Here is a 24,834-nt window from a genome sequence, read left to right as displayed (position 1 = left end):
ATAGTTGCATAATTTGAAATTACTCGCATTATTAACTTAGTATCTTGAGAAGCCTTCTCTTCAATTTTTGATTCATCAATTAAAAATTTTATTCTTCTTTCCAAAAAGGGAGTTATTTTCATGATTTTGTGAGTTTAATTAATTGTCGGTCATATTGAATTTTAAAATAAATTTACACTTCTAATTCATTGTTACATAACAGGAACCTTAACCGGTCGCTGTCTATGCAATAACAACCAATCACCTGTTTCTATTAACGCTTGCTTGCCGATATCAACAAACAGTTGATCTATTTCAACCGCATGAGTCTCATTTAAACGCTCTAATTGCGTTTCACACAGTCCGTAATATTGACCCATCCGCAAATAACGTTTGGCATGTTCGTCAAAAGCCATTGTATCTAAATAAATCTTTATAGAGGGCACCATACAAAGGATTGCACCAGAGGTAGCTAATAAGCCATTTAACAATAAAGACTTCCATTCCAATATTAAGTCGGGATAAATGCACTCATAACCGATTGCAGAAATAAGCATTAATCCCAAGCCTGTAAAAAAACACTGTTTCATCCGGCGAGTTAATTTTTTTTCTGCTTTCGCATCAATTCTGGCTTTACCTAAACGGCCTTTAAAATGATCACCAATAAAATAAATCCGTTGATCCCTAACCCAACGTTCAATGATCCAACGGTGTGATTTTTTATGAGTTTCTGTAGGTGACTGTAATTCTGTGGTGGTAATCGCATGTCTAATCCATTCCAATTCATCACGTTGCTCACGTAAGAAAAAATTAGAAGCACTTAAATTAACTCCGGCAATATGCCAAAAAAATTGCACTCTTAATCCTTCTGCAAGTGCACGAAAATCGAGATACTTCTCTTCTAATCGTTGATATTGAGATTGTTGATATAGCCAAAATGAGATACCGCCCAAAGTTAAACTGCCCACTAACAAGTACCACTGTAAAAAAAACCCGTAACTTTGTTGGCTTACTACTGCAGATAAGGCAAAAATAACCAAAGCAACAAAGTTTTTATGACGACGGCTTTGAGCGAAGGATGACATGGCGTCACTGGCCGCGAATAAATCTGCAATACGCTGTGCTTTTGTATCCAAGGTTGAATAAATCACATCGTCACCTAAAAGGTACTGGCGACTAGTTAATATTGCTTCTGGATTAGTTTGATTAAACTGCTGCATGTCATGATTAAAAGTACCCAAGCTAAGTAAGCTCAGTTTCCATCTGTTTTCTAACCACGCATCATCATTAAAAGTAACTTGTGGCCAGAGCGTTTCAACAGCGCCAATTTGTTCATTGCCAATAGCATTCGGTTGCGACAAGCGTCTGGTTAGAATATGCTCTACCGGACGATAACTGGGTAGGTTTAATGCCGTCGTTTTATCTTCAGGTTTACCCGAAACACCTTGTAAAAAACAACGTACTACTTGAGACGTGCCACCGGTTTTTTCTTGTATATCACCATCCCAAAGTGCTAATAATAGATGCGCGTTATTGGTTAAATAAAAGCCTAATTGCTCGTAACATGCATTGCGTGGATAACTTACATTACCTTCAATTGTTGTTTGCGTTAAGGCTTCAACCCAAGCGGCTTTGTCGAGCCACTTATAAAAATCTTGCTTGGAACCAGGCTCATTAAAATCACTGGCATAATCGTCTTTAGGTAAAGGTAAAATTGCCGCAAAAGCGATACCCATTTCATCAGCTACTTCAACCACTAAACGATCAGCCCCTTCTGCCAAGCCGGATAAAACCAGCAAAGGCGTGTCTTTATAGGTGGCTTGTAAATCTAACAGACGCGATTTAATCACCGACTTGAGTAATGCCTCATCTTCACTAGGGATGTCCCTATGACCAGTAACACCAATGGTTAAGTAAAAGGGTGGTGGATTAATAGGGGTATTTAGCATAATTAAAATTCGAATGTTGTGAACTGATTAATTTATTAGTTTGACAGTTGATAACTATAATCTTATTATTTTGCTCACATTTTATAGATTATTTAAGCATTATGGCTGTTATTGATTGGGGGGATATTTTAACTGTTGAATTACACGAATTAGAAAATATTTTCAATAAGTCTGAATTGTCTTATCTCGCATTAACATCAAAATTTGAACAAACATTTAGAGATCGTTTGGCATACGAATTACATAAAAAAAATCCCGATTATATTGTGTCACGTGAATGGAAGAGGGTAGATTTAGCTATATTGGATGCTAAAAATTTTGCACCAGTTGTTTTAATAGAGTTAAAGGCAATGTACTCGTTTGATATGTTCACTACTAAAGGCCCTCAACAATATCTCAATAACGTGCAAAGTGATGTAGAAAAAATGAATAATATGACTAGAGACATTCAATCTTCTCGTCCTAAATTGTATACGATACTTATTTCTACACATCCTCATTCAAAACCAGACAAAAAGTTTGATCAAGTTATTAAGTATGCAGCTCAAATTCGGAAATATACACCTCAGTTAATAGATGTGTTAGATGAAAAGGTAATTACAGTTTTTAAAAAATCACATCCTTTAAAAGCCAAAGGCACTATTATTGGTGGCTCAGCTTTTAATATAGATGTGTCATTAAATTATTGGTTATTTGGGCCTTATTAGACTTATACAAACATTATCGAGCGGGTACAGAACCGACTTGTTGGCCGTGTTCATTGTAAGAATAAATAATAGCGCCACGCTGAACATTTATTCTTGTGGATGTGTAACCTTTTAAACCATCATTAAGTCCATTGCCCGCCGACACAGAATTAATTTGTCTATTACTTTCATCATAGATGTAAATTATTGCACCGCGTTGCACTACATTTCCGATTGCCATAAATATTCTGTTTAATTTAGTTTAAATTACTAGTCTTCCTCGTCGTCGTCCTCGTTGACTCCAATTTCAACTTGTTTACCTTGATAAAATAAATATAAATTTGTATAGCCATTAGTTAATTTATTATCGTCCAAATCAATGCCATTCCACTCGGTTAAACTGAATGCGCAACAATCTTCATCAAATGAAATCGATTGAATAAAGTCTTTAATAAATTCATTGGAGGGCGTTCCATCTTCTGATATTTTGTAGTCAGGGATTTCTGATGAAACAAACGTACCATCTTGGCTTTGAACATCGACAAGACCATTTTCTATATTTAACTCTAATTCTTTTGATAATCCTTCGATTAAAATTGGTCCATTTGGTACGTTTTTTCCCAGATTAATAATATCTTCAACAGTACCAATTACAATATCATCAACTGTGATTTCTGCACTACTATAAAAACCAAATCCATTCCCATCAGATTCGTCCATAAAATCATCAAATTCATCACTTGTCAGTTGTTCCTTAGACGCATAAACACTTGCGGTTTCTTCATCTAACAATTGTAATAAAATCCAAACACCGTCACCTTGAATTTCAATTTTTGACATTTTTAAATCTCCTGGTTTTAATTAATATTATTTATAGATTAGTGATAGTGGCTTATTCAGTAACACGTTCTTAATCATTTTAACTTCTATTCATGCGACTCTTCCTCACCTTCAATGGTAATAGTCGGCTGTTTAACATCACCCAACATATTTTTTTGTCTGGCAATATTCATCAGGATACCTCGTAATGCAGCATGGAATCCAATGGCATCGTTTAATTTTAAGGTATCGTTTTCAATCTGGTATTCGGTGTATAGGATGCCGTGTAAATCACTTGGCCAAGCTAAAGACACTGGTTTTAAAATAAATAAATTTTCTGAATCTAATTTACCCATACCAAGGGCGATCCCAAGTTCAATCAGAACATTAGGATTATATTCACCATGCCTTTCACCGCCAATATCAACAATTAAAACATCACCTTGCTCTATTCGATCAAGTAATGCCTTTAATATAAATTGGCCGTGCTGACCTCGTAGACGTTTTATTTGTATATCGAGTTTTCTTTCTCCAGGCCTGTTTTCTGATCTTTTTGTAACATCATCGGTGACTTTTTTTATTAGTCCACGCAGGCGCTTCCATTTTTTGTCTTTGTATATTGCGACAATTCCATTGTCATCAGCGTCCCATTCATGAGACACCAATATTTGAATAGGTAGGTTACCTATTATCTAATTTCATATTTCAGCTGATGGTTTATTAATATCTTGTTTATTTGTTATCTCAGCTAGACGCTCACGAATAAGAACAGATCGTGGATGATCACGGCCTAAGGCTTTATCTCTGATATTTAGGGCACGTGTATAAATGGTTATCGCTTCATCAATACGGTTAGTTTTAGCTAAAAGTAAGCCTAATGCATTAAGTGATCCTGCTAATTCTGTATCATCGGTGTTGGATGATAACTCCCTGTTTTTAACTACCTCTCTTAGCAGTAGTTCTGCCTCTTCATATTTTTGTTGCTCTCGTAGATGCACTCCTAATTGCTGCATTGATTCCAAAGTAGCATTGTGTGTATAGCCATGGATTTGTTTTAATATTTCAAGTTCACTACGAAAATAATCTTCTGCTTCATTAAGTTCACCTATTTCCCATAAACATTCAGCAAGTCTCCGGTATAGTATTGAAATTTCTGGAGAAATCGAACCATACTGTTTTTTATAATGTACTAATAAATTACAGTAAAGTTCTATGGCATCTACATAATGACCTTGTGCTGCTAATAAACCGGCCAGATTGTTTTGGCTGGAGGCGGTATCGGGATGTTCAACACCCAACACTTTTTCACGTATTGCTAATGCACGTCGATATAGAGGTTCTGCTGCATCATAGTTACCATGAGCTTCTAACAAACCTGCCAAGTTACCAAGGGTTATGGCTGTAAAAGGATGTTCGCTACCCAACACTTTTTCATTGATTACCAATGCACGTCGATATAGCGGTTCGGCTGCATCATAGTTACCTTGAGCTTTTAATAAACCGGCCAAATTATTAAGGCTTATGGCTGTGTCAGGATGTTCGCTACCCAACAATTTTTCCAGGATTACCAATGCACGTCGATATAGCGGTTCTGCTGCATCATAGTTACCTTGAGCTTTTAATAAACCGGCCAGGGAACCAAGTATTCTGGCTGTTCCAGGATGTGCGTAACCCAACACTTTTTCACGAATTGTCAGTGCGCATCGATAAAGGTGTTCTGCTGCATCATAGTTACCTTGATTCTGTAAAAAAACAGCCAAACTATAAAAGCTAGTGGAGATAACAGGATGTGCAGCACCCAATACTTTTTCATTGATTGCCAATGCACGTCGATATAGAGATTCTGCTGCATCGTAGTTACCCTGAACATATAATAAACCTGCCAAATGTTCAAGGCTGGTGGCTGTGTCAAGATGTTCGCTACCCAATACTTTTTCATGGATTGTCAATGCACGACGATGTAGCTGTACTGCTGCATCATAGTTACCTTGAGCTTTTAATAAACCGGCTAAATTATTAAGGCTGGTGGCTGTGTCAAGATGTTCGCTACCCAATACTTTTTCATGGATTGCCAATGCACGTCGATATAGAGGTTCTGCTGCATCATAGTTACCTTGAGCGTTTAACAAACCGGCCAAGTTATTAAGGCTTCTGGCGGTTGCAGAGTGTTCGGCACCCGATACTTTTTCTCGAATTATCAGCGCACGACGATACAGCGGTTCTGCTGCACCATAGTTACCCTGATCTTCTAATAAACCTGCAAGATGTCCAAGGCTATTGGCGGTTTTAGGATGTTCGGGACCTAATACTTTTTCACGTATTGCCAATGCACGACGAATAAGTGGTTCAGCCAAATTCAAACAAACACATCTCTCTATTAGAAAGCCTCCTAACGAAGAAAGGATATCAGCTAATTCTGGCTGCTCTACATTATTCTCTGTTTCCCATGAGGCTAATGAATTTGTGTAACATACCCCTACATCAAACTGATCCCCCATAGTCAACCAATACGCCAATAGCTCTAAATCATCTTTATCATATAAAATTTCAAACATTGGAATAGCACTAATACAATTTTTTAATGCCTCCCATTGTTCTGCTTGTTGCCACTGCCAAGGTAGTTCTTCGGCAACGCGATTATTTAATTCTTGTTGCTGAAAGTAGTGGGCTAGTTTTATATGTGCATTGACCTCTGCTTCGTTATTCTCAAGACAATGTTGCTTAACGGCTTGTCTTAAGTAATCATGAAAGAAGCTTAATAAGCCGCCTCGTTTGGCCAGATGAGAATCTATCGCCATTAAAAACGTTGAAATCACCAAGCGACTGAAGCCAGTAATGCCGGCAATTTCTGTTTCTGATAACCCCCGCCTTGCCGCCCATAATGCTTGCATAATCTGGGTAACGATGGCTTTACCAAAATCGTTTTCCAGGCGCTCAAGCACCAATACAAATAGTTCTTGTGGATTGTTGGCTGTTAACAAAGTAGCAATGCGTTGATCTAGGTGCTCAAAGTAGCCAAAGATACGTAACTCTTCAAGTACGGTTTTTAAAAAGAGTGGGCTGCCTGTTTGAGGTGCTTGGGCAATGCGTAGGGTTTGTTCGGTTGATAAGGCTTTTCGATAACTGGCTAACCACTCACGAATTAATTGTTCACGGCGGTTTAAATCAAGTGCTTCTAAAGTGTGGATAGGCCATTCTCTTTGGCCGAGTATTTCTAATTGCTTGCCAGGAAGCACACTAAAAATCGCTTTAACATTTTCTTGCCAAAAATTAGGTAGCCAGTGACCTTCTTTACTTTCCAGTTGATTGAGGCCATCGATAATTAACAGGAGTGGATCGCGTTCACCAACTTTGGCTAACCATAAGGGGAAGTCTTGAATGATGTCTTCGGGTTTACTGGGGAGTTCTGCATTGTCATCGGTACGCTGTTTTATTTCTGCCATGATGCGGCGAATAATGGCCACAGGATCAGCATCACCGGAAATACCGACATAATGCTCGATGATAAATTGCTCAGGATTAGCCAAGCGTTGTTGATTGACCCAATAGGCCAATAAAGCGGATTTGCCTAGACCTGATTCCCCTGTCACCAGTAAAGCGTTATTGGTTTTGGTATTTAAATGGGCATCTAACGCTTCAGTATCCCTGGGGTTGGCAATATAGGCTTTACAGCGGTCATTGGCATAACTGCGGTGCGCATTTTGTTCGGCTTCAAGCGGTGTAGGCGTTAAATCTGCAGGAAATTGCCGGTCTAAAACGGCCAATAAATCTTGCTTGATTAAGTCACCGAGTGCTTCGATACTGGCATAATTATCCCTGAGCGGTAAGCCACAGTTACGAACCTTGTCTTTAAGCGCGTCTAATTTATCTTGTAAACGTTGTTCTGTTTCAAAATAATCAGTGGCTGCAGAGAGGCTATCGGCTAATGTTTGGGTGAGTGCAGCGTCTCTTAAATAAAAAAAACAATGGCCGGCCATATCCGGGTTATCCATGACACCGTGCAAAATTTCCATTTCGGTAACGCTAAGACCTTCTTTTAGGCTGTTTTCTAAAAAGGGAAATAATGATAGAAGTTCAGTTTTATGATCTAGGTCGGCATTCAAGGGTGCCCAGCCATAACGTTCACCCAGTAAACTTAAAAAATAAGGCCGGCAGCGATTAATTTCTTCCAGACAAATACGCACGACTTTACCCTGTTCTGCCTCTTCCTTAGTTACCCCCCAACGCAAGTCAATTTCCGTAAATTCAACTTGACGTTCGCGGCAGGCACGGCGAATGACCGGAAACACATGACTGACCAAATAATCCCGTTCCGCATGCATGTCACGGAAGGTTGAGGAGATAAATACGCGGATTTCGCGGTCGGTGTTAGTTTGAATGGGATTTGTCATACTTTCTGGACGATCCTGAGGTGAGATTAGGTCAAGTCTATTCGATTAATAGGTCAGATTGTGTCGCATTTAAATAAATATTTATAACTGCTGATAAAACTTGAATGTTAACACCTTAAAAAGCATAATGAAAAAAGGTAATTTATTTTTTAATTAAAAATTAAAATTTATAACTTTTTCTTATGAATTGTATTTTTAAATAATTAGATATTTAAAGTAATTTTTTTAGATTAAAAATTGGAGTAATTGTTGATGAGATTGGCAGATAAAGTACAAGATTGGCTAGACCATATAGAATGGGACGATAAAATCTCATTGGATGAAGAAAACCAAACATCAAGTTTGGCTTTTACGTATTCAATTAAGGATCAGTCTTTTAAGGTTTGGATTGAAACCGATGAAGCACACGATTATTTTAAGATTTATATTTACGCACCTTTTAATGCCTTGCCAAAAAAACTGACTGAATGTGCCGTTTTATTTAATCACATCAATACAATCTCGTATCGGGGAGCGCTATCGCTTGTCGATGAAAAAGGCGCTATTAGATGGCGACATGTAATTGATTTTGAAGGCACTGATCCTTCCGTTGCAACCATTCATAATGCTTTTAACGGGGGCGCGGATTTATTGGAAAATTGGTTTGATGAAATCACCGAAGTAGCGTTGACCAAGACAACTGCACAGCAAATAATCGATCAACTGGAAGCTGCTTCTGAATCTGAATCATCCGAGGAAGCCGTTCCGGATTTCATTTAGTAAACTTGATCTTATTGGAAGCACCCGACATGGCCCTGATAAATACGGAAGATTTTAAAGCAGCGGCTGGTTATGCCAAAGCGATAGCTTCATTAAATGATATAAAAGAACTGTCCCCCCTTGTTTTTTTGGCGGGTGTTTATCTGGCCTTAAGCAAAGACGTTATTAATCAAGAAATAGTGTTGGCGGATGATCTGGACGAAAAAATCCAGGTTGCCCTCAAGGAGGCAGGGCATCGGCTTGAAGAGGTTGATTCGCCGCATATTAATCAGACGTTTCCGATTGATTCCGCCTTAAAACAAGCTATTGGTGAGTGCCAAAAACTTACGCTTAATGACTTGATTTTAAAATTGGCACAGTCAGCAAACTTAATTATTAAGACTGGTGCTGATGATTCTGCAAGTCCCCAGGGATTTTTTGAAGACTCTATTTTTCAAACGGTTGATCGTTATGCAAAAGGACTCGCCAAGAAGTTTGGCTTTGATGTAAATAAACCCGAACTCTATGCGCTTGCCGCGCTAGTCGCTCTTAATAAAGGTGATTTGACACAACATCCGGCTTTGTCGGCACATATCAATGCCTATTCTCGCGAGTATAATGCTTGGATAGTCCAGCAGGGATGGCAGGATTTAAATGATCTGAAAGATTTTTTGGACGATGAAACGGTTCAAAAAATTAGTTCTTCACATCCACTGCATGGCTTTAGTAAAGCACGTAATCCTCTTATTGCTTTGTTAAATGCAGGGATAGAAAAAGTATCGCAAACGCGTGAAATAGAATGTGTTGCCTATCATGAAGCAGGCCATGCCATTGTTTCTTTGGCCCTGCGCCCTAAGGTACAGATAGAGAAAGTGACTATTGTGCCAAACGAAAGCTACGATGGTTGTGTGTTTTTTGATGATAGTAATCCAATTTTCAAACATGTATTTCCTTCAACCCGTGAAGACTTTCTTGAAGATTTGTGTGTTTCTCTTGCCGGTCAGGCGGCACAGTTAAAAAAATATGGTTTCAATGCAGCGGACATAGGTGCACAAAGCGATTTTGCCGGTGCTACAGAATATGCTTGGCAATATATTACTGAATTTGGTCTTGATGATTCTTTTGGGCCGGTTCAATTGGGCGTTTTGAGTCGTAAATACAGTATTAAATCTGGCTGGTTATTTGATGAAGCGCAACGACGTCTGCAATCATTACTGAAAGAGGCTCAACAGAAAACCGAAATTTTATTGGTAGAACATTGGGACAACGTTGAGCGGGTTGTTGAGGGATTACTGAAACATAAGACGCTTGATGAGGATGAAGTTAGGGCGTTAATTTTCCCCAATAATATTTTATGAAACACAAAGTCGCACCTAAAATTTTACCCCAATTTGGTCTTTTAATTGCTGGGACAGGTTTTACTCAAATCGAGAAGACCTCATCATTTCGCTTAATCATTGAAGAACACCTAGTAAATTTAGCGACGACAATCGTAAAAAATCTGAAAACGGAGACTGCCTCAGCTGAATTGCTATACGGCGAGGCGGCTTCTGCCAGAACAAAGTTATGCATTTTGTCAGGTAATTATTCGGATTGTCCTGTTTGGGCGAACTTTATTGCAGAACGGTTAGATTTACCTTTACACGCTGTTTATTGTGGTGACTTTAAAAGCCCAACTACAACAAGTGATTCATCGACTGAGCGTCTGATTGCCCTAAGCCCCGTGGTGGCTAATGATGTTTATTTGTCACAAGAGCAGATAATACAAGAGGATACCTTAAAAGCATTTTCCGATATTTTATTATGGCTGGGCGATATATCCGATGATCCCTTAAGCAATACGCGCTTGATGCTACTTCGAGATACTATTCTGGAAGGTAAGCCGGTTATTTGGCTGCATTCTGACAAACGGATTTCTATTCTGGATTATCGTCTGTTGGATGAACCCCATCGCGTCATTCTCTCAACGAGTCATGACTGTCAAACAGCAATAAGAGCACTTTTTGTTGATTATGATGTTTCTCTTTTGACTGCTGAGATTAAATTCATAGCTAATCCACTACACTCATTTAAATTAAAGGCGGCTAACGATCAGTCATTAAATATTTTGCGCGAGTATTTCACGGAACAAGCGCCTAACGCATTCAGCCACCGCTTTGCCGGAAGAATTGACAAGTCGTTGGGGGCATTCATAAGTCTTAAAGGTATGTTTACCGCTGTTTTTTCTAAAACTAGTCCATCATGGTATGGCGTTAATGTACCAGATCATCTTGTTGACTCAGGTTGTCATATTGAGGAACCCACTCAATTATGGGATCGGTTTACATGGTCTGATCAACTCGCTAATGTCGCCGCAGGCTTTCATCGTGATGTGACTTGGGGTTTATATTTACTTTCAAGCTTTGCTGTATTCGCTGCTGTAGCGGGTGTCATCCAACTCGGCACATTTCCTGATTGGTTTTGGCCGGTAACAGAACTGATTGCCATTGGTGTACTTTTGATTAGTTACAGTATGGCTTCACGATTAAATTTACATGGTAAGTGGTTATTTCATCGTTTTATTGCTGAACAGATCCGTTATACCCGTTTAGGCCTTCCACTCTTAACTTTCCAAGCCCCCTTATTAGCGCCACTTAGAAATACTGTAGTCGATAAAAATGGGAAAGTGCAGATTAAATTGATGAGTGCCGAGACTTGGTTGTTTAAACGAACCGTGGTGGCTTCCGGTTTACCTCATCTAGCGGATGACTCGATTTATCAACCGGACAAAATCTGTCATCAACTACGAGATTATGTTGTTGGCGTTATTAAGGATCAATGTATTTATCACCAAAAAACGCATAAAACGTTACACACAATTGAGCACCGACTTCATTGGCTGACAAAGTTGGCTTTTATAATGACCGGCTTGGCCGTTATAGGGCATTTTGTGATTCATGCACAATGGTTACTGATATTTACAGCCGCCATGCCAGCATTGGCCGCTGCTATTCATGGCATTGTGACCATGAACGAAATGGGGCGTGTTAGTCAAATGTCAAACCATACCCATCATCAACTAAAACATCTATTAGAAAGTATATCGAGACTGGATGCTTTGCATTTTGATGATGCGCGTTTCTTTATACAACTGCGAAATATTACACATGAATCGGCATCTGTTATGTCCAATGTTAATCGCCAATGGCAGGATTTAATTGAACATCAAACTACATCGTTGCCTGCTTAGAATGAAGTTGGGTTTATAAAATTTCCTAGCCATTTATTGGTTTCAAAATAAGAGTAGCTAATGTCAGATCCTCTATTGCGTCAATGGGAAATGTTGAAGCTAATCCCTCGTGAACGCAAAATCACTGTTAAAGAGTTAAAAAACAAGCTCGAAGGTTTGGGGTTTTCTGTCTCGCGCCGAACATTGGAGCGGGATCTGGATCGGTTATCCATACCCTTTACCCTGGAAGTTGATTCCCGAAGTAAACCGTATGGCTGGCGTTATGCCCTAAATATGCAACCCTGCAATATTCCTGGTTTAACTTCAAGTGAAGCCTTAACCTTAGTTTTACTGGAAACATATCTAAAAACATTATTGCCGGTTGCAATCACGGATAATCTGGCAGGACAATTTTCTGCGGCAAGACAGTTTTTTTCTGTTGAACATACCGATTCAAAATTACATGATTGGTTAAAAAAGGTGAAGGTTTTAACGCCTGGGCAACCTTTGCTGTCACCTATTATTGATCCACACATACAGCGAACGGTTAATCAGGCTTTAATGCAAGGCTTGCAACTGGAAATGGATTACTTGGCAGCAAACGCATCTCAAGCAAAGCGTTTTCAAAGCGTGCATTTACAAGGCTTGGTGCAATATGGTTCAGTTATTTATTTGGTGACCACCATAAATGATCACAATGATTTACGTCTGTTGGTTTTACATCGCATTAAAAAAATTACTCTAAAAAATGAACCCCTTCGAAATTTAGATGGCTTTAATCTGCAAGCTTATATTGATAAGGGTGGCTTTGGTTTTGGTAAAAGTTCGCAAGTAATTACCCTCATAGCTATCTTTAAAAATGGCGTAGGTCTTCACTTGGTAGAAACTCCGCTGGCCAAAGATCAACAAATAGGGCGGCTTGATGACAATAAATTACAAATCACCGCTGAGGTGCTTGATACCCCACAATTATTGCGATGGTTAAGCAGTCACGGGGCTGATGTTGAGGTGCTTGGCCCTGCCAATTTAAGACACAAGTTAGCCGATCACCATCGCTTAGCGGTGCAGCAATATCTACCTCAAAACTAAAAAGCAGGATTAATCTTTATAGGTCATTATTTGTCGCCAACATCATTTATTCTTACTACCGTTAACAGGAAGCAGCCATTAGCTTATAAAAGATTAAATAATGTTGGAGTCATCTATGAAAAATGCTGAAAGCACTACAAACACAGTATTAGATCAATTTTTGAAGGTTACGATATGCAACACCCTGCCGTGTAACAAGTGTTTTAAGATTGCTGATTTTAATACTTTGGCAATATTATTTAAGGGCATGGGCTCAGCGTGTAAATCAGGTCATTTGCATGGGTAGTAAACCGCCAGATGCCCAAGAAATGCTTGTCGTTAGCGCGTGTCATTTAGCCTTAAAAACAAAAGTACCGACTAAAGGGTTGATCATTGATGGCCAGCATATCGATAAAATACTGAACGGCACCGGCAGTTGGGAAATGCGAACAGGCTTTACTCATCATAGCAAGTCTATTGCCTTAATTAAACAAGGTGGACTCATTGTTGGCATAGCCAATCTGGTTGGTATTAAAAGACCGCTCAATTATAAAACACGTCCCCAACCTGGCGACCAAGAACGGGTTTCCCAGGAACGTCTGCAATCAGGCGAAATTGATAACTGGGATATCGCTTGGGTACTTGAAAATGCCCTGCCACTAATGGCGACGATCAGTTGTCAGACACTTAATGACCTTGATGGCTGGGTAAATCTGGAGCCATACATACAAGAGCAACTAATGCTTGCAATGGCTTAAAGGGATAAAAAATAAAGATAACAGAAAATTAGAGTAATTGGTGCCTGAACGAAAAAGCCACTTTTCAAAAAAACCAACGTAAAATTAGGAAATATTTTTTGAAAACTATTTCAGGGGCTGAAAGAACGACTCATTTTCTTCACCATCAGTTTTCAGAATTATTCCTACAACTAACAAATTTTAAGCGCATCTTTCCAGTCGATATCATTTTGGCTCTACTCAAAAAAGCATCAGGGATGCTAGTTTTTGCGGCTCGTTAAAAAGACTTCTGCAATATTCATCGCCCTAAAGCAGACGATCGTGAGTGGCTCTTAATGGTCGCTATAGATAGCTATCCATAGCGACCCACTGCCGTCATTCGGGTATGGATTTAAGCTTCCCCAAACCGACCATTCGCGAAGTTTAGCAAACGACAATAAATGGGTTTTAATATCTGAAACTGTCTTTCACCAGAAACGCCATAATATTCGTCTTGCCACGGTAAGAAATAGTTACAATACATGATCACCATGTAAAAAATAAGCTGGTTCTATGGGTGTTACCATTATTTTATGGTAACTATATTATATGAATTGCATGAGGAACAGAAATCTAATGTAAGTGTATTTCTAATGTTAGAAATAACACAGATTACAAATAATCCAATAACGATGTAAATTAATTGAAGTATTATTTTATATCATTGGAGAAGTAACTTTATTCTTTGAACTGCAATATCTACTTTTAGTGAATAGTTTTCAATTTGACTAATAATACTTTCAATTTTTGATTCTGAGATTAGGTTTTTCTCAATGGCAACCAATAATAATTGTTGTAATTCAGTAAGATGAAATTCATTAAGGCCATTGCTTTTTAAATCCGTAATGCGTGCTTCTAATCGCTTTATTACCTCATTGCGTATTTGATCTTTATTTCCAGATTTAAGTAATTTAGAAATACCATATCCAACTGCTCCTGCCGCAACAGCGGCACCAACAACCCAACCAACTGGAGTTGTTGTGACAAAAACACCACCTAAGACACTTGCTAAGGACGTGGAGCCTAATAAAGTTGATGCGCCTGCTGCGCTCGCTAAAGTACCTGCTGCTGCGACTCCAACGGCACTACCGCCAATGGTGGATAGTGCTTCAGCTGACATTTCTATTTTATCTTTGCCCTTTAAGTCATCAATATCTTGATTGTATTCATAGGTCTTTTCAAATTCAACGTCATAGGTTGTTGATTTATCAGCTTTATCAAGGATAGGAAATATTTCATGTTTTTCTAGGATTGTTAGATCTTTCGATAACACAGAAACTTCTTTAAAATCGTCACTCATAACTGTACCTAATGATATGTAAATATTATTGAATTAATGCGCTGTATCTAAGGCAATTCTTAATTGTTTAAGTGTATCACTTACCTCGGTATCAAAGTTAAAAGCCTGTAAGTTAATCGGTAATTCTTTCAATAACTCTGCATTACCTGCAAGCCATTCAACACCAACAACCCCTGTCCAAGTTCCTTCCATATCTACATCAAGAAAATTATCACGCAAATTATCTAATTCTTGCTGACAAAAGACACCAAAACCAGACGCTTCAAAAATACCATAAATTAAATAATGTTCTAAGGCCTTAATATCAGATTCAACCTCTATAATAACTGCGTTTTGTGGATTGGGACTTGGCATGGATTTACTTACTTCATTAACTATTGTTTCTGCGGCTTCAATAGCGATATTAGCAAATATACTTGTACCAAGAATTGCTTTTGCTACATTTACGGAACTGCCCAAAACCTCTTTACGCTTTTTTGGGTTAGTTATTAGATCCACACCATGATTAGCATATTGACATAAACGCTCTAAAGCCGGCTCATCACCCGTATAGTAATTGTCAATAATTTCAATGTCTGCACCTATTTTTTTACGCGTTTCAGTTCTCGTTTCACTACCCACTGCACCTCTAATTAACAGTTCAGCAACAGGACGTGCAAATCTTAAAAACAAGGTATTTAAACTATGTTCTAATAATTGAAAATATATAGCGTCATCTTTAAAGAGCTTAGGTTTAATCAACGGACTATTCCATAACTGTTGATCCAATTCTTTTACTAAAGCTAATAATTCTTGTTGTAATTCCAACGCCAAGTTATTTGCCACTGACTTCAGCATTTTTCGCACGTCACTATGTAGTTTTTCACGCCAAGTATAATTAGCCTTAATAGAATCAAAGACGGGATTACTAATGCTGTCAAAAATTTGTTGTCTTGCTTCTAACTGGCGAGAAGGTAATGCAGTTATTTTTTCTTTGACTAATTCATCATAGCGAGCTTTGAATAACTGTCTGTTTTTTATTGAAGTTGCACTGCCTTCTTTAAATCGATTATTGACGTCTGCGCTAACTTTTTTCCAACGTTTAGACCACCATTCACTAAATTCAATTTTTTGTTGACTCTCTTGAGTTCGTTTAGCTTGTTCTGGGTCTTCGGGATAAACGGCTGCTACGGTTTTATAGATATCTTGGGCAGTTTTGAGGATATCGTTAATCATACCGTTACAGCGTTTTTTTAATAGCTCGGTTCGTTCATGATCAAGATATTTTTGTATACGCTGTTGTAACTCAAGAATACCTGTCGCTTTTTTTAGTTCATCCGCAGAAGTTAATCCGGTTAGCGAGCACATTTTGTTTTGCGTTTGTTCTAAAGAGCCTACCTGAGGTATATCAAAACCTTGTAAAACTAAGTGAGCACCAGCTGAACCACTGACGATTCTGTGTTCTGGAATTCCAAATACGGCCCATTTTCCTAATAATTGCTGCCAATTATCTTGCAGAACTTCTTTGGAAGGCTGTAAGTCGACTTGCCCCCAAAATACAAATAACTTATCAGCTAGTTTTAAATAGGGATCACCTGTAGCACCGAATTTAATTAAATCTTGCTCATGTGCTTTTAAATCAATATCTCTTCTTTGCACTAAAATAATAGCATCACAGTCTGCTAACATTTCTTTTGATTCTTCAATGTGCTTTGCGAGCCCCGAATCTAAACCAGGGACATCATAAAAAACCACCCCATCAACAGCCGCTAGTTGTGAAGTATAAAGACGTGCTTCTTGCATGGCGTGTGCATAACGCTCGTCTGCCACATAGCGACTTAAGTTAGATTTTATTTCTGCCAAGCGACTAAAATTATATGTTTTTTTACCTTCATCAATAATTTCTTGTAAGGTGTTATTATGTAAGTCCATTACATTTAGATCATTTTCTGCTTTTTGTGCAGCACTCTTATCTGCACTTTGTAACTGGTCTCGTAAATCTGCTTGATAAGCGCGATATTGCTCTGCACTTTTCGGTAAAGTTTCTAAGCGTTGCTCATTTTGGGCTTGTACTGAATAAATTTGTGTAGTGGTAAATGTACAGCGAGCTGGTTTAGCAGGTAATAAATCTGAGCCCAACCAAGCGTTAACGAATGTACTTTTTCCGGCTTTTTCTAAACCAACCACTGCAATGCGAAACTCACCATTTTGTAACCGGCGCATAAGTTTTTCAGCAGGTTCTCCGGCTTTTTGTAAAATAGCCTTTTGTTCTTGAGTAATATTCAAGTGATTTACAGAAGCTAAATTCAGTAAATCTAAAGCATGCCGACGCACATTGAGTGCTGTTTTAAGTTGATTAGCATATAAGGTTGAAGCCGTTTTCCAATCCATAGTAGTCATCTCTTTAATAATAAATAGGGGTCAAATATCGTAAAAATCTTTTGTAGATAAAGCCGATTGTAGTTTGGCAATTTTTTTAATTTTAATTTCTGAGTTGTTACTTATTTGATCACTGATGTTTGATCTGATACGTTGGGTAACAATGTCTTTATAGCTTGAGGATAATACAAGATAGACTAATACAGAATTTTCTGTTTTATAATCAATAGGCTCATCAGAGCATTTTACGTTATCTGCAATTTTTTGACCTGTGACATCATGTTCTTTAAAACAATAAGCTCGTTTTGCATGATTAATTAATTTACTAGCGTCATCTTTATTTAGTATTTGGCCGTTCTTTAGACTCATTGCTTGATTAGATGGAATTATCAATAACAAATAATATCTAAATGAACTAACTTTTTGTATCGGATTTTTCGATTTTGTATAGATTTTTCCTACTGCAATTCCGATTAAGATTCCTATTGCAATTCCGATTGAAAGTGATTGGCTAGTCGTTAATATTAATTCTTGGTTTGAGACAAGAGCATCACAAACTGAATTAGAATTTGTAACAGAATCTTGTTTCGGCATATTTTTTTCTCTGATATTAAGATTAATGTTATCTTGCTCTTCTCTTAGAAGATGTAACAATGCGACGTTGTCGTACCATTCATCACCATTTTCTAATGCTTTGATGTAGGGTGTTAACTGCTCAACATAGTCTTTAAATGGTTTACGATTCACCAAGTCAAGTATTAGTTCATCAGGCTTTAAAGATATGGCTTCACTAATAAGTGGTATATTTGTTAGAATATATTTTTTATTATGAGTATCCGCATTCATAAGGATTCCCACTTATAGACAAATTCGTTAGTGAGCTTATCTAATTGTTGTGCTCTTTCAAGTAAAGGCTCCCATCGGATTTTTACTTTTTCATAATCATCAATATTTTGTTGATACGCTTGATCAAGCTTGTCTTTAAAATCTTCTAATACGCTTTCTTGTTCTTTAATAACGTTGGCATTTAAATCAACAAAATATTGATATAACATTTCTTGAAAAGGTATTAATAAAGAATCTAATTGGCCTATGAGTTCAAATGCTATGTCATTGTGTAGCGTTTGATGACTAGGGAATTTTTTATAAGAGATCACTTTTGTAAAAAGCCATAGAAAGCCATGGCGCTTTTCTCTGGCCGAGCTTTGGGCAAGGGTTTTTAAATTAACAAAGTTAATTTCTGGGGTATGTAGATTATTTAATATTGAATTATTAATGGATAGATTCCATTCAGGTGCAATGTTTTTTATATTACTACGTAAGTAATCCAAATAATGTTTCATCAACAAATCTATAGTGTCATGAATTCTTTTGTTTTCTAGATTGCTATGGATAGTAATAACATTATGGACAACGTTATTAATCGATTCTAAAAAGTTATTTAATCTTTTATCAACTTTAAAATCAGAGCTTCCATTTAATAATTCTTTTTCTTCTTTGCGTTTGATTTCTGTATAAAAATACAGATACTCATGACATTCATTAGCTAACTCTAGCTGTAAATGATAAGGCAGATTTTCGACAGTTGTATTTTTAAAGTCACGATGTCCAGCAATAAGTGATTGCTTTACAGCAGTAAGCACGCTCAGTGCTTGAGTTTTTATATTGGCATTCCACGAAAATAACGGGGTTAATTTATCTTCAGTGAGTGTTTTTTGATAAATTTTTGTTTCAAATAAGGCCTCAGAGAATATTTCTAGGGCATTGCTTATTGAGCCAGTATTTTTTTTTAGCTCTTCTTTTAAATATTCAATGGGCTCAATTAACTTAGCGTTGGCTTGAGCTATAAATTCACGTAGTTCACTGTTTTGTCTAATTAATAACTCTCGCGCTTTGGTGTAAGTTTCTTCTGAACTATTCAACTCACTGTAACAAGTTCTTACTAATTCACCAATGGCATAGCCAATTTCTTTTTCAAAATTTTGTACGATAGTAGGAATAACTAAGGTAGGGAAATGTATTTGAATGTGATTATCTAGTTGTTTAAAAAACTCTGCACCATAACTGTTTTTCCAAACAACTTCATTGATGCGTTGAAAATCATGATCTTTCCATGAACTAATTCTGCGTGGTAAGTCATCAAGTAATTCCTCAGGAATTAAACCATTAAAATGTTTATCTAATTCATCAGCTGAATGTACACGGTCATTTTCTGATTTAATAAGTTGGGCATGTAATGCGGGTAAAGAACTTAACGGGCTAAAAGTTAAATTTTCTAATGTATCTCGATGCTCAGGGAGTTCTTTATATAAAATATCGGTGATTTCGGTTTTAACTTTGTTTATATGTTCATCTCTTCGACGGTCGGCTTCGTAATCAGATAAAAATGCATCAATACGATTTAAGATAAACATCATGCGAGCTGGAGAGCCACCCATGTGTTTTATTTGCTGTAATACTTGTTGTACTAATTCTATTCGGCGATTTTCATCAGTTTCTTCCATGTTGTAGGCAACTAAACACAATGCATCGCGACAGCTTTTAATAGTATCGGCATTAGTATTGTCTTGATGATTTCGTAAGCCTGGCAAATCCATCAATTTGAATTGCGTGCTTTTAGGAAGGTTTGAGAGCGCTAATAATTCAGGATTATTAAAACAAGCTAGTGGGTAAGTCAGTTCAATATGTGGAGGCGCTAATTGATCCATACCCTTTTTTGTATTAAAGCTATCCATTACTGTGGTTAATTTAGTACGAATTTCTATATCAGATAGATCGTGCCATTCATCACATTCCCAAAGTGCTCCATCAGTTTTATGGATATTTAAAATTCGTGTGTTGTCAGGGCTATTGTGAATATAAACTACACCCGCACTCATTTCCTGCGTCATTCGCGGCATTAAATCTGCGCCACATAATAAATTAATAATCGTACTTTTACCGCTACTGGTTGTCCCTGTGGTGGCTAGAATAAGTGTAGGGCTTTGTAAGTCGTTATGTAGCCGTTCAATGGCAATCTTAAATTTATCATTTAGCTGATTAAAATGGGCTATATCAAGATGGGGATGTTCTTGAACCACATCACAAATATTTTCTATAATAGTCGACCAATGTGCTTCTATTTGTTTCGAGTACTCAAAGAGATGGTTAAAAATATTGGTATTACTTGGAAGCGTCATGCATTGATCCTTTTAAAAATTTGTATTGCATTGTTTTATAACAGGTATGAAATAGTAATTCTTTCATATTCATGAGGTTATATTCATAATAAACTTTCCGGTATCTGTTGCTTGCTTCCGCCATTGCTGCCAATAGCTTTTTTCTTGGTAATTACGTAAACATCGTAAATAACGTACACGTTGTGCATCATTCAGCAGTTCATGAATTAATGGAATTAAACCATCATCTATGTTGTAAGTTGATTTTTCAGGTGCCAGACAGACCGGCATAATACGATCAAGAGGTAAGCTCAAATCATGCGCAATCACTTCACAAGCATCTCGGATACTCTGTGCCTTGAGTGATTGGGGGTGTTGAATATCATAAGGCGGCAACCATTCACGAAAAGGGCGTAAACGATCAATTTGAGTTGCTACGGCAATAATTACGGGTAACGTTCTATTTTTTCTTTGTGTTTGGAACTCGTGACGTATGCTATGTAGTTGCTTGGCATCTTCTGATCTAGCCGCTTGTGAGGCATTACATACGATTAAAATTACATCGACTTTAGTCCATTCTTTTTTTAATGCGGTCGGGGCATGTTCATGCTCTAAGCCCCCGTAACCGGCACTATCAAGGACTATAGCCTGTTGCAATCCATCCCGTTCCAGTATGAAAGGCGTTATTTCTGAAGTCGTTGGTAATACGCCTTCTGCTGTTTTTGTTTCACCAAATAATGCATTAATTAAACTCGACTTACCGCTACTAACCTGACCTAACACCAATATTCGTAAAGGTTCTATAGATAATTCATGCGCTCTATTTTTTACAACATCTATTTTTGAGTCACCGGTTAATATGTCTGTAGGGACAATGTCATCTAAAGTTAGTTGGCCACTATAAAGTTGGATAGCATAGTAACCAAGTTTGCTAATATAAGCGCTAACTAAACGCTGCACTATTTCTTCCCGAACCTTATCCAGTCCTTTATAAAATAATAAACTTCGTGCTTTTCCTAGTGCGGCTCCTGACCAATTAAACAACCAATTCCCAACTGTAAAAATTGATTTAAGTTGATTGATATTATTAAGCAAATCTTTTGTACGAACCAAATCGCCGACCCGAACAGCATGACTACCAGGAATTTTGTTTAGCACATCCTGCTGCAAGTCTTCACAAACTAGCGCAATAAGCTTGATTAAATAGGGTAACGGGAATTCTAAAATAGGGTATTTTGAGTCTGCATTAAAATGACGGGCAACCAAAAGTAATACTTGGTTAGTTAGTTTTAATGCTTTATTTGGATCTGTTAATAAATCAGTTTTTACTGGATAGTTTTTAGAGAAACGCTCTAGTTCTAACCAAGCTTGTTGAGCATCATCTGCCCAATTAGGATTTGGAGTAATTTCAAGGCTTTTAATAAGTAATGGTTTTTCTTTATGGCTCCGCCATCGCAACAAGCTATAAAACAGAAGAGTATTCGCAGATATAACGCCAATTCCTTGTGACAGCCAACCCTGTTGCCATAACCAGTACCCCCCCAAACCGCTAAGAACAAGAAAAGGCAATAAAAAAAATAAACCTAAAATAACGCCAAAGCGTGTTAATAAAAATGACATAATATTTACTTACTTTTCAACAATTCACGGGCATCAGAAAACGCTTCAGCATAGGTTTTTTTAACCATTTCTTTATTGGGTAAAGCCCCCCGTTTAACGCTATATAAATAAACACAAAAAGCTTTTCCTAACCCATACGTCATAGCTCCTGAATAAGCACCGGAGACTGCCCAGCCATAGACTGGGACAAGCCCCACTAATCCTCGACCTAATAAACCTATGCCGATACTGGTTCCAAAAAGTCCAATAAATTCAGTATAAAGTTGGCGGGTTAATTCCAGTTCATAAATTGAAGTAATACTGTGAAATAGTTTTGCTTGTGTTGCAACTGCCAATGGAATTCCCACGATCGGAACGGCTCCAATCCCTATATTTAAAAGTGCATATCCCGTAATGTGAGGATGTGCTTGCTCAGCGTGATAATCCAATAATTCTTTATGCTTTTTTGAGCCTTTTAATAAATTTATAAGGCCTTTGGGTAACTCTTCTTCAATGGTTGTCCATAACGCTTCCAAGCCGTAACTTGAAGGTTCGTATCCATCTTCTGGCAAAGTAAAATCAACAGGCACAAAGCGTACGGTGGGCAATGATTTAAACCAGTCACGTTGATGTAACAGAGCACTTGCTAATTCATGCGGTACTTGTGGTGGTAATGGTGATTGTTGATAAGGGTATGGTTGTATATGTTCACTTTGGTTGTTTGGATAACATTCATGTAATGATGTTTGTACAACAACAATAGGCCAGTTGGGATGTTGTTTATTTATGTCTTTTACTGCTTTAACAATATCTTTTTGATTCATGTCTGATACGCGCAACACTACGATCAACAAATGTGACCTATTTACGCACCATTTGAGATCTTCGGTAGGATCATAATTGGCCTCGCCGAAGCCACGCGTATCTAAAAAGCGTATTATTGGGTGAGAGGGCGAGGGGAAGTCATAAAATTGCGATGTCTTCGTGCAAGGAATAAAACCATTACCTATTTGCGCGGCATCGTTACCTGTAATTTGACGAATTAAAGATGTTTTTCCTGATTGAGTTTTACCGAGTAACCAGAAAACAGGTGTTGGTAACTGCTTTTTAATGTCTTCAATTTTAGATTCTAACCCCTCAGCTTTTGGAGTGAAAATAGCATCTCCTAATCCCTGCCATGTCCAATTTTTGAAGATATCCATATTTATCCCTTAAAAAAATTAAATCAAAAAGTATTAAATTTTTAACGTTAGTTTGTTTATTAATGCCTTTGGAGTCTATTATGATTTTTATCTAATCAGATTGTTTCATAAATAATTGATACCAAATGTACAAAGAAACGCCAGTCAGAGGAGCCAAAGCAACCCATAGTTCTGCCGTTGAGCAACTGTCCTCACAATTATTTAGCACGAGTAAAAAGACAAACAGTGATATGACTAAAGAAATGAGTACCCACCCTAATTTCAATAGTCTTTTGAAAGCCTGTGGATGCACCATGCTTAGATACAATAAAGCTATAATTGGAAAAATATAAATCAAGATTCTCATCGTTAAACACCTTACTCAAATTTATTACCGATTTCGTCAAAATGATAAGAAGGCTTATTTTATAAATCTTCATATCATGGCCTATTAATTTAAATATAGCTAGTACATTTAATATATAAAAATTATTATTTGATGAAAATAGCAATTTCATGATTATCAATAATTCACAAGGACGTTAGCCGACTCGCTCCGCCCCAAATATTCATTTAAGCCCTTATCAATTTCCACCTGTAAATATTCGGGGCTAATGATCCGTATGTTTGGAATCCAGTAGCGCACGATGGGCAAGATTTGATTGGAATGGCCAATTTTTGCCGAGATGATCAATCCACCATCTTCAAGTTCTTTCTCAATTACTTGATTGGCAATTAATTTACGGCGTTTGAAATAACCGGCAACTTCGGCACGCACTTTCAAAACCACTTCTTGTTTCGGATCAGATAACCAAATCCCGTCATCTTCAGCCAAATGGGTATCAATTTTAGAATCCCAAACAAAAAAAGTTTCCAGTGTTAGCAAGTTTGACAGCTTGGTAATACTAAAGGACTTGATCTTTCCACCATCCTGACCGGCCAGATACCAAATACCCTTATGATTAACCAATTTGTAGGGTAATACGGATTGATATGACTTTAAGCCCTCAGCTTTCATATAACTAAACGATACCGGATGATGGGCAACAATTGCTTTTTCCAGGTCACGAAACAAAAAGCCTTTATCTCCTATATCTTCGTAGTTATGCCCCTTAACAAGTAACGCCGATTGTAATCGGGAATCAAAAATATCACGTAAAAAATCATTGCCTAATGAAGGGAATAGTCCTTTTACACCCGCTAAACTCGCAAAGCGTTGAATGTCCTTAATACTGATCTTGCCAAGAAATGTTGGGTCAAGTTGGTAACGACCATCAATTTTTTCCAGAGGTAGATAAGCAAATCTTTGATTTAAATCTCTCTGAATAGTCCGCATGTTAACGCCAAATTCCTCAGCCAACGCACGCGGTTCTAGCTTTTCGCCTTGATTTAGCTTTACCAGCATCTGCACTAATCGGTAAACAAGCGTGTCATGATGATTATTGGCCATATTTTATTCCTATGTTGTGTATGCCAGCATTATGCCTAAGCACAGTGACAGGTGATGTCGTTTTTCTAGCCATAATAACCAATTTGATAATAAGACTTATAAATAATTTATCTGCATAAAAACGACATGACCTGTCATCCCCACAGTGCATGATTGTACCCATCTTAAATTTAT

The 24,834-nt window shown here is 37.5% G+C and carries 18 protein-coding genes; 6 read left to right on the top strand and 12 right to left on the bottom strand.

Features of this window, described 5'->3' with window-relative positions; genetic code table 11:
• Positions 1-191: 191 nt before the first annotated feature.
• Positions 192-1,928, bottom strand: coding sequence for a hypothetical protein (locus tag N7974_RS15215; protein WP_262966441.1), 1,737 nt, complete (start codon positions 1,926-1,928; stop codon positions 192-194).
• Between the two features lie 101 nt (positions 1,929-2,029).
• Here N7974_RS15215 and N7974_RS15210 point away from each other — a divergent pair, with 101 nt between their 5' ends.
• A complete protein-coding gene (locus N7974_RS15210; RefSeq protein ID WP_262966440.1) occupies positions 2,030-2,635 on the top strand; it encodes a hypothetical protein in 606 nt (201 codons plus the stop codon).
• Positions 2,636-2,648: 13 nt separating this feature from the next.
• Here N7974_RS15210 and N7974_RS15205 read toward each other — a convergent pair whose 3' ends face one another.
• The 4 genes from N7974_RS15205 to N7974_RS15190 form a co-directional block, all read right to left on the bottom strand.
• Entirely contained in the window at positions 2,649-2,855 is a 207-nt protein-coding gene (locus N7974_RS15205) for a hypothetical protein (protein ID WP_262966439.1), read from the bottom strand.
• Positions 2,856-2,884: 29 nt separating this feature from the next.
• Positions 2,885-3,454, bottom strand: a complete 570-nt coding sequence (locus tag N7974_RS15200; RefSeq protein ID WP_262966438.1) for a hypothetical protein — start codon at positions 3,452-3,454, stop codon at positions 2,885-2,887.
• An 86-nt stretch (positions 3,455-3,540) separates the two neighbouring features.
• Positions 3,541-4,095 (bottom strand): nucleotide-binding protein, encoded by a 555-nt coding sequence (locus N7974_RS15195; protein ID WP_262966437.1) that lies wholly within the window; start codon positions 4,093-4,095, stop codon positions 3,541-3,543.
• 36 nt (positions 4,096-4,131) lie between these two features.
• Complete coding sequence (locus tag N7974_RS15190) at positions 4,132-7,824, bottom strand: tetratricopeptide repeat protein (RefSeq protein ID WP_262966436.1); 3,693 nt, start codon at positions 7,822-7,824, stop codon at positions 4,132-4,134.
• Positions 7,825-8,076: 252 nt separating this feature from the next.
• Between N7974_RS15190 and N7974_RS15185 the strand changes: the two genes are divergently transcribed.
• From N7974_RS15185 to N7974_RS15165, 5 genes are all read left to right on the top strand, one after another.
• A complete protein-coding gene (locus tag N7974_RS15185) occupies positions 8,077-8,583 on the top strand; it encodes a YbjN domain-containing protein (protein ID WP_262966435.1) in 507 nt (168 codons plus the stop codon).
• Between the two features lie 29 nt (positions 8,584-8,612).
• Positions 8,613-9,920: an ATP-dependent metallopeptidase FtsH/Yme1/Tma family protein gene (locus N7974_RS15180; RefSeq protein ID WP_262966434.1), complete on the top strand. Its 1,308-nt coding sequence runs from the start codon at positions 8,613-8,615 to the stop codon at positions 9,918-9,920.
• Complete coding sequence (locus tag N7974_RS15175) at positions 9,917-11,791, top strand: hypothetical protein (protein ID WP_262966433.1); 1,875 nt, start codon at positions 9,917-9,919, stop codon at positions 11,789-11,791. The genes N7974_RS15180 and N7974_RS15175 overlap by 4 nt, the downstream gene beginning before the upstream one ends.
• Positions 11,792-11,851: 60 nt before the next feature.
• Entirely contained in the window at positions 11,852-12,859 is a 1,008-nt protein-coding gene (locus N7974_RS15170) for a helix-turn-helix transcriptional regulator (protein WP_262966432.1), read from the top strand.
• Between the two features lie 278 nt (positions 12,860-13,137).
• Positions 13,138-13,596 carry a hypothetical protein gene (locus N7974_RS15165; RefSeq protein WP_262966431.1) on the top strand — a complete coding sequence of 153 codons (459 nt, stop codon included), beginning with the start codon at positions 13,138-13,140 and terminating at the stop codon, positions 13,594-13,596.
• 679 nt (positions 13,597-14,275) lie between these two features.
• Here N7974_RS15165 and N7974_RS15160 read toward each other — a convergent pair.
• The 7 genes from N7974_RS15160 to N7974_RS15130 form a co-directional block, all read right to left on the bottom strand.
• Positions 14,276-14,914 carry a hypothetical protein gene (locus tag N7974_RS15160; protein WP_262966430.1) on the bottom strand — a complete coding sequence of 213 codons (639 nt, stop codon included), beginning with the start codon at positions 14,912-14,914 and terminating at the stop codon, positions 14,276-14,278.
• Between the two features lie 33 nt (positions 14,915-14,947).
• A complete protein-coding gene (locus tag N7974_RS15155; protein WP_262966429.1) occupies positions 14,948-17,284 on the bottom strand; it encodes a dynamin family protein in 2,337 nt (778 codons plus the stop codon).
• Between the two features lie 30 nt (positions 17,285-17,314).
• Positions 17,315-18,118, bottom strand: coding sequence for a hypothetical protein (locus N7974_RS15150; RefSeq protein ID WP_262966428.1), 804 nt, complete (start codon positions 18,116-18,118; stop codon positions 17,315-17,317).
• Positions 18,115-20,451 (bottom strand): dynamin family protein, encoded by a 2,337-nt coding sequence (locus N7974_RS15145; RefSeq protein ID WP_262966427.1) that lies wholly within the window; start codon positions 20,449-20,451, stop codon positions 18,115-18,117. Before N7974_RS15145 ends, N7974_RS15150 begins: the two co-directional genes overlap by 4 nt.
• A 69-nt stretch (positions 20,452-20,520) precedes the next feature.
• Positions 20,521-22,050, bottom strand: coding sequence for a GTPase (locus N7974_RS15140; protein ID WP_262966426.1), 1,530 nt, complete (start codon positions 22,048-22,050; stop codon positions 20,521-20,523).
• 5 nt (positions 22,051-22,055) lie between these two features.
• Entirely contained in the window at positions 22,056-23,231 is a 1,176-nt protein-coding gene (locus tag N7974_RS15135; RefSeq protein ID WP_262966425.1) for a GTPase family protein, read from the bottom strand.
• A gap of 502 nt (positions 23,232-23,733) precedes the next feature.
• Positions 23,734-24,660, bottom strand: coding sequence for a helix-turn-helix transcriptional regulator (locus tag N7974_RS15130; RefSeq protein ID WP_262966424.1), 927 nt, complete (start codon positions 24,658-24,660; stop codon positions 23,734-23,736).
• Positions 24,661-24,834: the final 174 nt, after the last annotated feature.

The organism is Methylobacter psychrophilus, assembly GCF_025583945.1.
GTDB classification, from domain to species: domain Bacteria; phylum Pseudomonadota; class Gammaproteobacteria; order Methylococcales; family Methylomonadaceae; genus Methylobacter_C; species Methylobacter_C psychrophilus.
Note: the sequence above shows the minus strand (reverse complement) of the source record. Positions and strands in the feature narration are given on the sequence as shown.